The organism is Leisingera sp. (genome assembly GCF_982940295.1).
In genome coordinates this window covers 238471-251253 of record NZ_CEYXRG010000001.1, presented here as the reverse complement: position 1 = coordinate 251253, position 12783 = coordinate 238471, and the positions used below count along the sequence as shown (strand labels likewise).

Genomic DNA, 12783 nt, shown 5'->3' with positions numbered 1-12783 from the left:
AAGGCGCACCAGCCCCAAGGGGTCCAGCGCCGGACAGGAACAAGCTGAGGAGCGGACCATGGTCTTTGACCTGCTGCGGCGCAAAACGCCGGACCCCCGGAAACCCGGCCCCAAAAATCCGGGCCTGGAACAGAAGGCCAGCCAGACCGCCCGCGTGGTCTCCTGGCACAACTCGGGGCGCATCGCCTGGAGCCCGCGCGACACCGTCTCCCTGACCCGCAGCGGCTTTGCCGGCAATCCGGTCACGCACAGGGTGATCCGCCTGATCGCCGAGGCTGCCGCCGCCGTGCCGCTGGTGCTTCAGGACAGCCGCCAGCGCTATGACACCCACCCCTGGCTGGCGCTGCTGGCGCGTCCCAACCCGGTCCAGACCCAGGCGGAGCTCTTGGAGGCGCTCTACGGCCACCTTCTGCTGTCCGGCAACGCCTATATCGAGATGGTCGCGGCTGAGGACGCAAACCCCGCAGAGCTGCATGTGCTGCGCTCCGACCGGATGAACGTGGTGCCCGGTCCGGATGGCTGGCCGGCAGCCTTCGACTATGTTGCCGGCGGGCGCAAGCGCCGCTTCGCCAACGAGCCCGGCCAGCCGCCGGTCTGCCATATCAAGAGCTTCCACCCGCAGGATGACCACTATGGCCTGTCAGCCCTGCAATCGGCGGCGATGGCGATAGACGTCCACAACGCCGCCTCCCGCTGGTCCAAGGCGCTTTTGGACAACGCAGCCCGCCCCTCCGGTGCGCTGGTCTGGACCGGCTCCGACGGCCAGGGCCAGATGTCGGAAGATCAATTCCGCCATCTAAGTGAAGAGATTCAATCAAATTTCCAGGGCGCCCAGAATGCCGGCCGCCCGATGGTGCTGGAGGGCGGATTGGACTGGAAGCCGATGGGCTTTTCGCCCTCCGACATGGAGTTCCAGAAGACCAAGGACACCGCCGCCCGCGAAATCGCGCTGGCCTTCGGGGTGCCGCCAATGCTGATCGGCATCCCCGGCGATGCGACCTATGCCAACTATCAGGAGGCCAACCGCGCCTTCTACCGGCTGACCGTGCTGCCTCTGGCGGCCAAGGTGACCGCCGCGCTGTCCGGCTGGCTTGCAGGCTGGACCGGTGAAGAACTGACCCTGAAGCCCGATCTCGACCAGCTGCCCGCACTGGCGGCAGAGCGCGAGGCGCAATGGCGGCGGGTCGCTTCCGCGGATTTCCTCACACCCGCGGAAAAGCGGCAGCTGCTGGGGTTGCCCGCAGAAGCCCCGGCCGCGCCGCAGGCGGAGGGCGGACAGGATGACTGAGCACCCGATACACGCATTCGATTGTTCACCGGGATTGCGCCTGTCCGCCCATGAGCGGGTTGCCCAGATCCAGAACGAGGCCGTGAACCGCCGCCTCGACCGGATCGAGCAGATGATGGAGCGGCTGGAGAAACGCCTCTGGCTCACCGTCTACGGCGTCGCCGCGGTGATCCTGGCGCAGGCCTTCCAATCCTTTCTGGCGGTGCAATTGCCGTAACACCAATAACTTGCGAGGCAGATATCATGCAGGGAACGCCCCAGCTTGAACATAAATTCGCGCGCTTCGGCGAGGATCTCTCGCTGAAGGACGCAACAGAAATCAAGGGCTACGCCAGTCTGTTCGGCCAGACCGACCAGGGCGGCGATGTGGTTATGCGCGGCGCTTATGCGGCCTCGCTCAAGGCGCTCCGGGATCAGGGCCGCACGGTCAAGATGCTCTGGCAGCACGATCCGGCCCAGCCCATCGGCGTCTGGGATGACGTGCGCGAGGACAAGCGCGGTCTGTACGTCAAAGGCCGAATCCTCACCGCCACGCCCAAGGGCGCCGAGGCGGCCGCGCTGATTGAGGCGGGCGCGATTGACGGCCTCTCCATCGGCTACCGCACCCAGAAAGCCACCCGTGCCCAGGACGGTACCCGCCGCCTGACCCAGGTGGAGCTTTGGGAGGTGTCGCTGGTCACTTTCCCGATGCTGCCCGCGGCGCGGGTGGCGGGGAAATCTTCCGCCTTGGACGCCGAGGCAGAGTCCCTCCGCGCGTTGGCCGCCGGCCTGCGCCAGATCACCCGCGACCTCAAAACAGGACACCCATCATGAGCAACCAAGACCTCCCGGCCCAAACCGGGGATGCAGCGCCCCTGGCGCATGAAGTGAAACAGGCCATCACGGGCTTTCTTCATGAATTCAAGGGGTTTCAGGACGACGTGCAATCAAGGCTGAAACAGGCAGAAGAGCGAGTGAACATGCTGGACCGTAAGACAATCTCTCAGAACCGACCCCATCTGGCAGCCAGTCAGGACGCGGGCGCGCCGCACCAGAAGGCGTTCAACGCCTACCTGCGCAGCGGCGACGACGATGGCCTGCGGGGCCTCGAACTGGAAGGGAAATCCATGTCCACCGCCGTGGGCAGCGACGGCGGCTATCTGGTCGACCCGCAGACCTCCGACACCGTCAAGGCGGTGCTGAACGCCTCCGCCTCGATCCGCGCCGTGGCCTCTGTGGTGCATGTGGAGGCAACGTCCTATGACGTGCTGATCGACCACAGCGAAATGGGCGCCGGCTGGGCCAATGAAACCGGCCCGTCGGCGGAAACCTCCACCGGCAGCATCGACCGCATCTCGATCCCGCTGCATGAGCTGAGCGCATTGCCCAAGGCGTCGCAGCGGCTGCTCGATGACAGCGCCTTTGATATCGAGGGCTGGCTGGCCGGCCGCATTGCCGGCAAATTCGCGCGGTCCGAGGCCGATGCCTTCATCAACGGCGACGGCATCGACAAGCCCACCGGCTTTCTCAACTACCCGGTCACGGACAACGACAGCTGGACCTGGGGCAACATCGGCTACAAGGCAACCGGCGTGGATGGTGAGGTCGGCAATGGCGACGCGATCATCGACCTGGTCTATGCGCTGGGGGCGGAATACCGCGCCAATGCGACCTTCATCATGAACTCCAAAACCGCGGGAATGCTCAGGAAGTTGAAGGACGCCGACGGCCGCTTCCTGTGGTCTGACGGCCTCGCCGCGGGTGAGCCCGCGCGCCTTATGGGCTACCCGGTGCTGATTGCAGAGGACATGCCGGACCCGACTTCCAACAGCTACCCGATTGCCTTTGGCGACTTCCGCGCCGGCTACACCATCGCCGAACGCCCGGACCTGCGCGTCCTGCGCGACCCCTTCAGCGCCAAACCGCATGTGCTGTTCTACGCGACCAAGCGCGTCGGCGGCGACGTCAGCGACTTTGCCGCCATCAAGCTGATGAAATTCGGCGCGAGCTAACGCTCCGCGCTGATGGCGGACCGGCAGCCCGGTCCGCCGGCTGGCACGCACCCCATATTTCCCTGCCGTCTAGCTGCTCCCCCTCCGTCCGAGCGGCAGGGACCGGTGCGTGCCGGCCGAACCTTGGAAACGGACAGCAGATCAGGGCCGGCAAGGGGGAGGCCCGCAGGAGTGAGATGATGATGCTGAGCGAAGTGACCCCCGTGCCCGAGGCCGCCCTGCCGCTGGCCCCCTTCAAGGCGCATCTGCGCCTGGGCACCGGCTTTGGCGAGGACAGCCTGCAGGACGAGGTGCTGTTTGGCTTCCTGCGCGCCGCCCTGGCCGCGATAGAAGGAAGGACCGGCAAGGCACTGATTACCCGGGATTTTGAGCTGGAAGTCCGCCACTGGCGCGACCGTACCCGCATGGTGCTGCCGATCGCCCCGGTGCAGGCCGTGACAGAGGTTGCGATCCGCGATGCGAGCGGCGCGGAGACGGTTCTGAACGCAGCGCTTTACCGCCTGGAACGCGACAGCCAGCGCCCGCGCTTGCGCCCAACCGGCAGCCTGCTGCCCGCGATTCCCACGGGCGGTCTGGCACGGATCACCTTGCAGGCCGGCATGGCCGCGGATTGGGGCGGCTTGCCCGCGGATCTGGCCCAGGCGGTGATGCTCCTGGCCGCGCATTACTACGAATACCGGGCCGACACCGGCCTGCACGGCGGCTGCATGCCCTTTGGCGTCACCAGCCTGATCGAACGCTACCGCAGCCTGCGGCTGACACTGGGAGGCCTGGCATGAAACAGCCCCCGAAACTCACCCGCAAGCTGGTGCTGGAAGATCCCCAGCGCGCCCCCGACGGCGCCGGCGGCTATACCGAAACCTGGGTGGCGCTTGGCACCCTTTGGGCCGAGGTGAAGTCTCTCTCAGGCCGCTTGGCCGGCGGCAACCTGTCTTTGCAAAAATACCGGATTACCTTGCGTGCATCCCCTGATGGCTTTGCATCTCGACCGCGCCCCGACCAGCGCTTCCGTGACAATAGTCGCCTCTACCGCATTGATGCGGTTGCGGAAAGCGGCCCGGACGCCCGCTACCTCACCTGTTTCGCGGTAGAGGAGGTGAGCGGATGACTTATGCCATCGCAGGCGGGCTGCAATCCGCCGTTTATACCTATCTGACCGGGGACGCAGGACTAACTGCACTGGTCGGCAATGCGATCTATGACGCCATCCCCGCAGGCCCCTTGCCGCAGACCTATGTGGCGCTTGGCAGCGAAGAGGTACTGGACCGCTCCGACAAGACCGCGGGCGGGGCTGAGCACCGGTTTTTTGTCACCGTTACCACCGACACCGCCGGTTTCGCCACCGCTAAATCCGCCGCCGCCGCGGTCTGCGACGCCTTGGTCGGCGCCGCGGTGCCGCTGCCGCGCGGCCAGCTCACCGGCCTGTGGTTCGACCGGGCCAAAGCTGAACGGCTGACGACCGGCGGCAGGCAGATCACCCTGCGTTTCCGGGCGCGGGTGGATGACGTTTGAACCTCGGAACTTTCGTGAAACCAGTTGAAATACATGGAGAATCCCCATGACAGTTCAAAACGGCAAGGACCTCTTGGTCAAAGTGGACATGAACGGCGCAGGCCTGTTTGAAACCATCGCCGGCCTGCGTGCCACCCGCATCAGCTTCAACGCCGAAAGCGTCGATGTGACCAGCCTCGAAAGCCAGGGCGGCTGGCGTGAATTGCTGGCGGGGGCCGGCGTGCGCTCCGCCAGCATTTCCGGCTCCGGCATCTTCCGGGACGAGGCGACGGACGAACGCGCCCGGCAACTGTTCTTTGACGGGCTGACGCCGGCGTTTCAGGTGATCATCCCCGACTTCGGCATCGTGCAGGGGCCGTTCCAGGTGACAGCACTTGAATACGCGGGCAGCCACAATGGCGAGGCCACCTATGAGCTGTCGCTCGCCAGCGCCGGCGAGCTTAGCTTTTCGGCGGTCTGATGATGGTGAACCCGCACGCAGGCGAGGCGGAATTGCTCGTGAATGGAACCCCTTACGCGCTGAAGTTGACGCTCGGCGCGCTGGCGGGGCTGGAGGCGGCGTTGGAAGAAGGCACTCTGGTGGACCTGGTGCAGCGGTTCGAACAGGGCCGGTTTTCCGCCCGCGACGTGCTGGCGCTGCTGGCGGCCGGGCTGCAGGGCGGCGGTCATGATCTGAGCCGCGAGGACCTGGCGTCTGCCACCATCACCGGCGGCCCGATGCAGGCCGCCAAGGTAGCAGCGGAGCTTTTGGTGCGCAGCTTTGCTGTCCCGGACAGTCCATGACCGGGCTCGACTGGCCCGCCCTGATGCGCGCCGGGATGGCGGGGCTGAAACTGCTGCCGCGTGATTTCTGGGAGCTGACGCCGGCAGAGCTGCGGCTGATGCTGGGCGAGGCCGCCGCACCGCAGCCGATGCAGCGCGACCGGTTGGCGGCGCTCATGCGGGACTTCCCGGACTTCGCGCCGCCGAAGAACAAGGAGACAACAGATGACTGACTCATCCGCGATGGCCGAACTGGAACTGCAGGGCGAGGCTTTGGGCGAAGCGCTGGACGGTGCCTCTGGAATGGCTGCTGCCTTTGCAGACGTGCTGGGGCGGGTCAAAGAGGGGTTTTCCGAAACCGGCCGCGATGCTCAGATCCTTGATCGCAGTCTTTCCAAAGGCTTACGTCGCGCTTTTGAGGGGCTGACCTTTGACGGGGACAGCCTGTCGGAAGCGATGGACACGCTGGCGCGAAGCATGGTCCGCACCACTTACAATGCGGCGATGAAACCGGTGACCAATCACATCAGCGGGATGATGACCGACGGGTTCACCTCGCTGATCGGCAGCATCCTGCCCTTTGCCGACGGCGCCTCCTTCAGCCAGGGCAAAGTGATGCCTTTTGCCAAGGGCGGGATCGTGACCGGGCCGGTGACGTTTCCGATGCGCGGCGCCACCGGCCTTATGGGCGAGGCCGGGCCGGAGGCGATCCTGCCGCTCACCCGCGGCGCGGATGGCGCGCTTGGCGTGCGCAGCCAGGGCGGCGGCGCGGTCAATGTGGTGATGAATGTCTCCACACCGGACAGCAAAGGCTTTGAACGCAGCCGCAGCCAGATTGCGGCGCAGCTGTCCCGCGCGCTGTCCCGCGGCGGGCGCAACCGTTAAGGACGGAGGATAACATCATGAATTTCCACGAAGTCCGCTTTCCCGCCTCGCTCAGCTTCGGCTCCGTCGGCGGCCCTGAGCGGCGCACCGATGTGGTGACGCTCGCCAACGGGTTCGAGGAGCGCAACACGCCCTGGGCGCACTCCCGCCGCCGCTATGACGCCGGGCTCGGCCTGCGCGCGCTGGAGGATATCGAGACGCTGATTGCCTTCTTCGAGGCCCGCCAGGGGCAGCTTTACGGCTTCCGCTGGAAGGACTGGAGCGATTACAAATCCGCCCGGCCCAGCGCTGACCCCGATTTCCGCGATCAGGTGATCGCCACCGGCGATGGCAGCACGGTGACATTTCAGCTGGCCAAGACCTACCGTTCAGGCGAATTCACCTATCAGCGCCCGATTGCCAAACCGGTGGCGGGCACGGTGCGGGTCGGTATCGAACAGGATGAGCTGCGCGAGAGTGTCGATTATGAACTGGACACCGCCACCGGCCTTATCACTCTGGCACATCCGCCCGAAGCGGGCCTCAGCATCAATGCGGGGTTCGAGTTCGACGTGCCGGTGCGCTTTGACACTGGCAGCATCCAGACCAGCGTCGCCTCCTTTCAGGCGGGTGAAGCGCCGGCTGTGCCGGTGGTGGAGGTGCGGGTATGAGCGGGCTGTCCGAAGCATTCCGCGCCCATGTGCAAAGCGGCATCACCACCCTGTGCCGCTGCTGGGCGCTGACGCGGGGCGACGGCGTGGTGCTGGGTTTCACCGACCATGACTGTGTGCTGCGGTTCGACGAGCTGGCGTTTCAGCCCGGCAGCGGGTTGACGGCGCGGGCGGTGCAGCAGGCCACGGGACTCTCGGTCGACAATACCGAGGCGCTCGGGGTGCTGAGCGACGCTGCCGTGCGCGAGGAGGACATCGAGGCAGGCCGGTTCGACGGCGCCGAGGTGCGCTGCTGGCTGGTCAACTGGCAGGATGTCTCAATGCGCTGGCTGCAGTTCCGCGGCTCCATCGGCGAGATCCGCCGCGCCGCCGGCGCCTTTGAGGCGGAACTGCGCGGGCTGACCGAGGCGCTGAACAGGCCGCTTGGGCGGATCTACCAGAAGCCTTGCACCGCAGTTCTGGGCGATGCCGCTTGCGGGTTTGAACTGTCAACACCAGGCTATGCCGTGGAGCTGGCCGCCGCAGACGTGGAGCGAAACGAGGAGTTCCGCTGGGATGCCTTGCCGGGGTTTGAGCCCGACTGGTTCACCGGCGGGCGGCTGACGGTCCTGAGCGGCGCGGCTGAGGGCCTGTGGGCGCCGGTGAAGGCCGATCAGAGCAAGGCTGACGGCCGCAGGATTACGCTGTGGGAGCCGGTCCGGGCCGATGTACAGCCGGGTGACATGCTGCGGCTGGAGGCGGGTTGTGACAAGCGGATGGAGACCTGCCGGCTGAAGTTCAACAACCTGCTGAACTTCCAGGGCTTCCCGGACATTCCGGGCGAAGACTGGGTGATGGCGGTGCCGCGCCAGTCTGGCGTGAACACAGGGGGCAGCCGGCGATGAGCCGGGTGGTGCAGGCCGCGCGCGGCTGGATCGGCACGCCTTATGTGCATCAGGCCTCGCGCAAGGGCGCGGGCTGCGATTGCCTTGGCCTGATCCGGGGCCTGTGGCGGGAGCTGTATGGGGCTGAGCCGGAGCTGCCGCCCGCCTATACGATGGACTGGTCCGAGCCGCAGGGAGCCGAGGCACTGTGGCAAGCGGCTGCGCGGCATCTGGCGGCAAAGCCGCTGAGCGATGCCGCCCCCGGCGATGTAATCCTGTTCCGGATGCGCGAGGGATCGGTGGCCAAGCATTTGGGGGTGCAGGCGTCTTTATCAGAACTGAGGGCAGCGCCCGGCCCGGCGGGGAGGGTGCGAAGCGCCCGCCCCGTGGGGGGCGGGACGGGCGCTGCCCGGCCTGCCGGCCGGGCGGTTGCTGGTCGCAGCACACCGTCCTTCATCCACGCCTATGCGGGCCACGGGGTGGTGGAAAGCCCGCTGAGCCCGCCCTGGCAGCGCCGCATCGTGGCGCGGTTTCACTTCCCGAAGGAGCTGATCTGATGGCAACTATTCTTCTCTCGGCCGCGGGCGCGGCGGTTGGCGGCGCAATCGGCGGCACTGTCGCGGGCCTCTCATCCGCGGTGATCGGCCGGGCGGTGGGCGCCACGCTGGGCGGCATGATCGACGACCGCCTGCTGGGTTCAGGCTCGGCCCCGGTGGAAACCGGCAAGGTGGACCGCTTCCGCCTGACCCAGTCCAGCGAGGGCAGCCCCGTGGGGCAGGTCTATGGCCGGATGCGGCTGGGCGGGCAGGTGATCTGGTCGTCGCGGTTCCTGGAAACCTCCACTACCTCCGGCGGTGGCGGCAAGGGCCGTCCCAGCCAGCCGCAGGTCACCAGCTACAGCTATTCCGTGTCGCTGGCGATTGCGCTGTGCGAGGGGGAGATTGGCCATGTCTCCCGCGTCTGGGCCGATGGCGAGGAAGTGGCGCCCAAAGACCTGGACATGACCGTTTACCGCGGCACACAGGACCAGCTGCCTGACCCGGTGATCGAGGCGATCGAGGGCGCAGGCCAGGTGCCTGCCTACCGCGGCACGGCTTACGTGGTGATCGAGAACCTGGAGCTGTCCCGGTTCGGCAACCGGGTGCCGCAGTTCTCCTTTGATGTGCTGCGGCCGGAGCAGCCGGACAGCAGCACATATGCGCAGGATCTGGGCCAGCTGGTGCAGGGCGTCGCGCTGATGCCCGGCACTGGCGAGTACGCGCTGGCCGCCGAGACGGTGCAGTATTCCGGCGGGCCAGGTGATGCCAAGCCGGCCAATGAGCATACGCCCTCGGGGCTGTCGGACCTCAAGACCTCTCTGAACGCGCTGGAGGCGGAGCTGCCGTCCTGCGGCGCGGCCTCGCTGATCGTCTCCTGGTTCGGGGATGACCTGCGTTGCGGAGAGTGCAGTCTGAAACCCAAGGTGGAACACAAAGACGCCGAGGGCAGTATGCCCTGGAGCGTCAGCGGGCTGACCCGGGCATCAGCGGAGCAGGTACTGACCCAGGAGGCAACGCCGCTTTACGGCGGCACCCCGGCCGATGCCTCGGTGATCCAGTCGATCCGGGAGATGCAGAGCCGGGGTTTGAGGGTGATGTTTTACCCCTTCATCCTGATGGACCAGGCCGAGGGCAACGAACTGCCCGATCCCTGGACCGGCGGCGCCAGCCAGCCGCATCTGCCGTGGCGTGGCAGGATAACGCTTTCGGCCGCGCCGGGGCAGCCCGGCTCGCCCGATGGCACGGCTGCCGCAGACGCGGAGGTGGCGTCGTTCTTTGGCACCGTCACGGCGGCGGATTTCACCGTTGGCGACGGTACTGTCACCTACAGCGGGCCGGATGAATGGAGCCTCAGCCGGTTTATCCTGCACAACGCGGCGCTCTGTGCGGCGGCAGGCGGGGTGGAGGCGTTCTGCATCAGCTCGGAGATGCGGGCGCTGACACAGATCCGCGGCGCCGCTGGGTTTCCCGCGGTGGCAGCCCTGCGGGCCTTGGCGGCTGAGGTGCGCCTGCTGCTGGGGGCGGAGGCCAGGATCGGCTATGCCGCAGACTGGTCCGAATACTGGGGATACCAGTCGCCGGAGGGCGACCGGTATTTCCACCTTGACCCGCTTTGGGCGGACCCTGAGATCGACTTTATCGGCATCGACAACTACATGCCGCTCAGCGACTGGCGCGAGGGGGAGGATCACCTGGACGCGCGCTCAGGCGTGCCCGCGATCTATGATCTGGACTACCTGCGCAGCAATGTGGAGGGCGGTGAGGGGTTTGACTGGTATTACCACTCGCCCGAGGCCGAGGCGGCGCAGATCCGTACCCCGATCACCGACGGCGCGCATGATGAACCTTGGATCTGGCGTTACAAGGATATTCGCTCTTGGTGGCTCAATGAGCATCATGAGCGGATCGGCGGGGTGCGCCAGGCGGCGCCGACCGGCTGGGTGCCGCAGAGCAAACCGATCTGGTTCACCGAACTGGGCTGCGCCGCTATCGACAAGGGCACCAACCAGCCGAACAAGTTCCTGGACCCGAAAAGCTCGGAATCCAAACTCCCGAAGTATTCCAGCAGCTTGCGCGACGATCTGATCCAGATCCACTATCTGCGCGCTATTCTGGGCTATTGGGGGGAGGAGGGGAACAACCCGGTCTCGGACGAATACGGCGGACCGATGCTGGATATGTCCAACGCCTATGTCTGGGCCTGGGACGCGCGGCCGTTTCCGGCCTTCCCCAGCCGCCTGGAGATCTGGAACGACGGTGAAAACTACCTGCGCGGCCATTGGCTGAACGGGCGGGCCGGGCAGCGCACGCTGGCCTCGGTGGTGGCAGAGGTGTGCGAGCGCGCGGGGCTGGAAGATTTCGATGTCTCGCGGCTTTACGGCGTGGTGCATGGCTATGTGAACCCGGATGTGAGCGACGCGCGTGCGGTGCTGCAGCCCTTGATGCTGCGGCATGGGTTTGATGCGGTGGAACGCGACGGGCTGCTGCAATTCCGGATGCGCAAGGGCACCGGGGCCGAGGCGCTGGCGCTGGAGCATCTGGCCGAAAGCGAGGAGCTGGAGGGCACGACGGAACTGAGCCGCGCCAGCGAGGCGGAGCTGGCGGGCCGGGTGCGGCTGCGGTTCACCGAATGGGGCGGCGACCATGCTGCCGGATCAGTGGAGGCGGTGCTGCCTGATGAGACCACCCATTCCGTCAGCCAGAATGAGCTCCCGCTGGCGCTCACCGCTGCCGAGGCGCGCCAGGTTGTCAGCCGCTGGCTGGCGGAGGCTCGGATCTCGCGCGATATGCTGCGGTTCCAGCTGCCGCCCTCGATGCTGCATCTGGGGGCAGGGGATGTGGTGTCGCTGCCGCTGGCGGGCGGCGATCAGCTCTATCGCATCGACCGAGTGGAACAGGCCGAAGCGCAGATGGTGGAGGCGGTTCGGATCGAGCCCGGAACCTATGACCTGGCCGCGGTGGCGGAAGAGCTGCCGGGGGTCAACGCCTTTGCCGCCCCCGGACCGGTGCTGCCGTTGTTTATGGACCTGCCATTGATTCGGGGTGATGAGGTGCCGCACGCACCGCATCTGGCGCTGACGGCGCAGTCCTGGCCCGGCAGCGTGGCGGTCTATGGCTCCGAGGCGGATGAGAATTACGCGCTGGAGCAGGTGATCGCCGCGCGGCAGGTGGTGGGCGTCACCGAAACGCCGCTGTTTGCTGCAGGCGCGGGACGCTGGGATCTGGGTGCGGATCTGCAGGTGAAGCTGATCTCCGGCACACTGGAAAGCCGCACCGTTGAGGCGGTGCTGAACGGGGCCAATGCGGCGGCTATCGGCGACGGCACATCCGGTAATTGGGAGCTGTTCCAGTTCCGCGAGGCGGAGCTGATCGCGCCGCAGACCTATCTGCTGCGCGGCCGTTTGCGCGGTCAGCAGGGGACGGATGCGCTGATGCCGGAGGTCTGGCCTGCGGACTCATACGTGGTGCTGCTGGACGGCACCCCGGTACAGATGGAGCTGGCGCCGGAACAGCGCCGCCGGGTGCGGCACTACCGGATCGGGCCTGCCCGCCGCGCGCTGTATGACCCGTCCTATGTGCACCGGCAGGAGAGCTTCGACGGCAATGGCCTGAGGCCCTATGCGCCGGTGCATCTGCGGCTGAGCGGCGCGCTGGGCGATGACTTCGCGGCGGCCTGGATCCGCCGGACCCGGATCGAGGGCGACAGCTGGGACCTGGACGAGGTGCCGCTGGGCGAGGAGGTTGAGGCCTACCGCATCAGGGTGATGCGCGGCGGCACGGTGCTGCGGGAGGAGACGTCCGGCACGCCTGCGTGGAGTTATCCAGCGGCGGCCCAGGCTGCGGATGGCGTCGAGGCCGGAGACGTGCTGGAGGTGGCGCAAAGGTCGGCCCGGTTCGGCGCCGGGCCTGCGGCGCGGATTGTGCTGGGATGAGGCGGCCGGTGCTGCCCGGCGACGTCTCCGCCGCGGCGCGGGCGCTGCTGGCGGTGCCGGACCGCGAACGGTTGCGCCTGTGCCGCAGGATCTTTGGCGGCGCGGCGGAGGCTGCGGCCTATGCGGGTTTGTTCGGCCGGCTGCATGGGCGGTGGGGCGATGGCTCGTTGAGTGCTGCTGCACGGCGTTATTCGCTGGCGGATGAACCGTTCGTGGATGATCCGGAATACCTGCGCTGCACCCGGCTGGTGCTGGAAGAGCTGGAAGCCGTGCTTGACGCCGCCGGGAAGGCTCCCGCCCGCTGATCCGGGCAGGAAACCTGCCCGGCCAGCCGTTGGGCCGGGCGCCGCCTGGCGGCGGC

The 12783-nt window shown here is 66.9% G+C and carries 16 protein-coding genes; all 16 read left to right on the top strand.

The genetic code is table 11. The annotated features are described in order from the left end of the window. Positions 1-58: 58 nt before the first annotated feature. A complete protein-coding gene (locus AC4HIX_RS01205; protein WP_490397549.1) occupies positions 59-1288 on the top strand; it encodes a phage portal protein in 1230 nt (409 codons plus the stop codon). After that, a complete protein-coding gene (locus tag AC4HIX_RS01200) occupies positions 1281-1505 on the top strand; it encodes a GTA head formation protein, RCAP_rcc01685 family (protein ID WP_475051796.1) in 225 nt (74 codons plus the stop codon). Before AC4HIX_RS01205 ends, AC4HIX_RS01200 begins: the two co-directional genes overlap by 8 nt. A 26-nt stretch (positions 1506-1531) precedes the next feature. After that, the gene (locus AC4HIX_RS01195) at positions 1532-2101 is read left to right on the top strand and encodes an HK97 family phage prohead protease (RefSeq protein ID WP_490397548.1); all 570 of its coding nucleotides are present in this window, start codon (positions 1532-1534) and stop codon (positions 2099-2101) included. Next, positions 2098-3279, top strand: coding sequence for a phage major capsid protein (locus AC4HIX_RS01190; protein ID WP_490397547.1), 1182 nt, complete (start codon positions 2098-2100; stop codon positions 3277-3279). The genes AC4HIX_RS01195 and AC4HIX_RS01190 overlap by 4 nt, the downstream gene beginning before the upstream one ends. Positions 3280-3458: 179 nt before the next feature. Then, complete coding sequence (locus AC4HIX_RS01185) at positions 3459-4058, top strand: head-tail connector protein (RefSeq protein WP_490397546.1); 600 nt, start codon at positions 3459-3461, stop codon at positions 4056-4058. Then, positions 4055-4387, top strand: coding sequence for a head-tail adaptor protein (locus tag AC4HIX_RS01180; RefSeq protein ID WP_490397545.1), 333 nt, complete (start codon positions 4055-4057; stop codon positions 4385-4387). The genes AC4HIX_RS01185 and AC4HIX_RS01180 overlap by 4 nt, the downstream gene beginning before the upstream one ends. Then, on the top strand, positions 4384-4791 hold the full coding sequence (locus AC4HIX_RS01175; RefSeq protein WP_490397544.1) for a DUF3168 domain-containing protein: 408 nt from the start codon (positions 4384-4386) through the stop codon (positions 4789-4791). The genes AC4HIX_RS01180 and AC4HIX_RS01175 overlap by 4 nt, the downstream gene beginning before the upstream one ends. A 46-nt stretch (positions 4792-4837) precedes the next feature. Continuing rightward, entirely contained in the window at positions 4838-5251 is a 414-nt protein-coding gene (locus AC4HIX_RS01170) for a phage major tail protein, TP901-1 family (RefSeq protein ID WP_490397543.1), read from the top strand. A gap of 2 nt (positions 5252-5253) precedes the next feature. Continuing rightward, the gene (locus AC4HIX_RS01165; RefSeq protein ID WP_490397667.1) at positions 5254-5574 is read left to right on the top strand and encodes a gene transfer agent family protein; all 321 of its coding nucleotides are present in this window, start codon (positions 5254-5256) and stop codon (positions 5572-5574) included. Next, entirely contained in the window at positions 5571-5786 is a 216-nt protein-coding gene (locus AC4HIX_RS01160) for a rcc01693 family protein (RefSeq protein ID WP_490397542.1), read from the top strand. Before AC4HIX_RS01165 ends, AC4HIX_RS01160 begins: the two co-directional genes overlap by 4 nt. Continuing rightward, the gene (locus AC4HIX_RS01155) at positions 5779-6438 is read left to right on the top strand and encodes a phage tail tape measure protein (protein ID WP_490397541.1); all 660 of its coding nucleotides are present in this window, start codon (positions 5779-5781) and stop codon (positions 6436-6438) included. Before AC4HIX_RS01160 ends, AC4HIX_RS01155 begins: the two co-directional genes overlap by 8 nt. 17 nt (positions 6439-6455) lie before the next feature. Beyond that, the gene (locus AC4HIX_RS01150) at positions 6456-7088 is read left to right on the top strand and encodes a phage distal tail protein, Rcc01695 family (protein ID WP_490397540.1); all 633 of its coding nucleotides are present in this window, start codon (positions 6456-6458) and stop codon (positions 7086-7088) included. Then, positions 7085-7972, top strand: coding sequence for a DUF2163 domain-containing protein (locus tag AC4HIX_RS01145; RefSeq protein WP_490397539.1), 888 nt, complete (start codon positions 7085-7087; stop codon positions 7970-7972). Before AC4HIX_RS01150 ends, AC4HIX_RS01145 begins: the two co-directional genes overlap by 4 nt. Beyond that, entirely contained in the window at positions 7969-8508 is a 540-nt protein-coding gene (locus AC4HIX_RS01140; RefSeq protein ID WP_490397538.1) for an NlpC/P60 family protein, read from the top strand. The genes AC4HIX_RS01145 and AC4HIX_RS01140 overlap by 4 nt, the downstream gene beginning before the upstream one ends. Further along, a complete protein-coding gene (locus AC4HIX_RS01135) occupies positions 8508-12422 on the top strand; it encodes a baseplate multidomain protein megatron (protein ID WP_490397537.1) in 3915 nt (1304 codons plus the stop codon). Before AC4HIX_RS01140 ends, AC4HIX_RS01135 begins: the two co-directional genes overlap by 1 nt. Continuing rightward, positions 12419-12727 carry a DUF7742 family protein gene (locus AC4HIX_RS01130; protein ID WP_490397536.1) on the top strand — a complete coding sequence of 103 codons (309 nt, stop codon included), beginning with the start codon at positions 12419-12421 and terminating at the stop codon, positions 12725-12727. Before AC4HIX_RS01135 ends, AC4HIX_RS01130 begins: the two co-directional genes overlap by 4 nt. Positions 12728-12783: the final 56 nt, after the last annotated feature.

Coding starts and splice junctions, on each gene's coding strand:
- AC4HIX_RS01205 (WP_490397549.1), top strand. CDS start 59: ATGGTCTTTGACCTGCTGCGGCGCAAAACGCCGGACCCCCGGAAACCC.
- AC4HIX_RS01200 (WP_475051796.1), top strand. CDS start 1,281: ATGACTGAGCACCCGATACACGCATTCGATTGTTCACCGGGATTGCGC.
- AC4HIX_RS01195 (WP_490397548.1), top strand. CDS start 1,532: ATGCAGGGAACGCCCCAGCTTGAACATAAATTCGCGCGCTTCGGCGAG.
- AC4HIX_RS01190 (WP_490397547.1), top strand. CDS start 2,098: ATGAGCAACCAAGACCTCCCGGCCCAAACCGGGGATGCAGCGCCCCTG.
- AC4HIX_RS01185 (WP_490397546.1), top strand. CDS start 3,459: ATGATGCTGAGCGAAGTGACCCCCGTGCCCGAGGCCGCCCTGCCGCTG.
- AC4HIX_RS01180 (WP_490397545.1), top strand. CDS start 4,055: ATGAAACAGCCCCCGAAACTCACCCGCAAGCTGGTGCTGGAAGATCCC.
- AC4HIX_RS01175 (WP_490397544.1), top strand. CDS start 4,384: ATGACTTATGCCATCGCAGGCGGGCTGCAATCCGCCGTTTATACCTAT.
- AC4HIX_RS01170 (WP_490397543.1), top strand. CDS start 4,838: ATGACAGTTCAAAACGGCAAGGACCTCTTGGTCAAAGTGGACATGAAC.
- AC4HIX_RS01165 (WP_490397667.1), top strand. CDS start 5,254: ATGGTGAACCCGCACGCAGGCGAGGCGGAATTGCTCGTGAATGGAACC.
- AC4HIX_RS01160 (WP_490397542.1), top strand. CDS start 5,571: ATGACCGGGCTCGACTGGCCCGCCCTGATGCGCGCCGGGATGGCGGGG.
- AC4HIX_RS01155 (WP_490397541.1), top strand. CDS start 5,779: ATGACTGACTCATCCGCGATGGCCGAACTGGAACTGCAGGGCGAGGCT.
- AC4HIX_RS01150 (WP_490397540.1), top strand. CDS start 6,456: ATGAATTTCCACGAAGTCCGCTTTCCCGCCTCGCTCAGCTTCGGCTCC.
- AC4HIX_RS01145 (WP_490397539.1), top strand. CDS start 7,085: ATGAGCGGGCTGTCCGAAGCATTCCGCGCCCATGTGCAAAGCGGCATC.
- AC4HIX_RS01140 (WP_490397538.1), top strand. CDS start 7,969: ATGAGCCGGGTGGTGCAGGCCGCGCGCGGCTGGATCGGCACGCCTTAT.
- AC4HIX_RS01135 (WP_490397537.1), top strand. CDS start 8,508: ATGGCAACTATTCTTCTCTCGGCCGCGGGCGCGGCGGTTGGCGGCGCA.
- AC4HIX_RS01130 (WP_490397536.1), top strand. CDS start 12,419: ATGAGGCGGCCGGTGCTGCCCGGCGACGTCTCCGCCGCGGCGCGGGCG.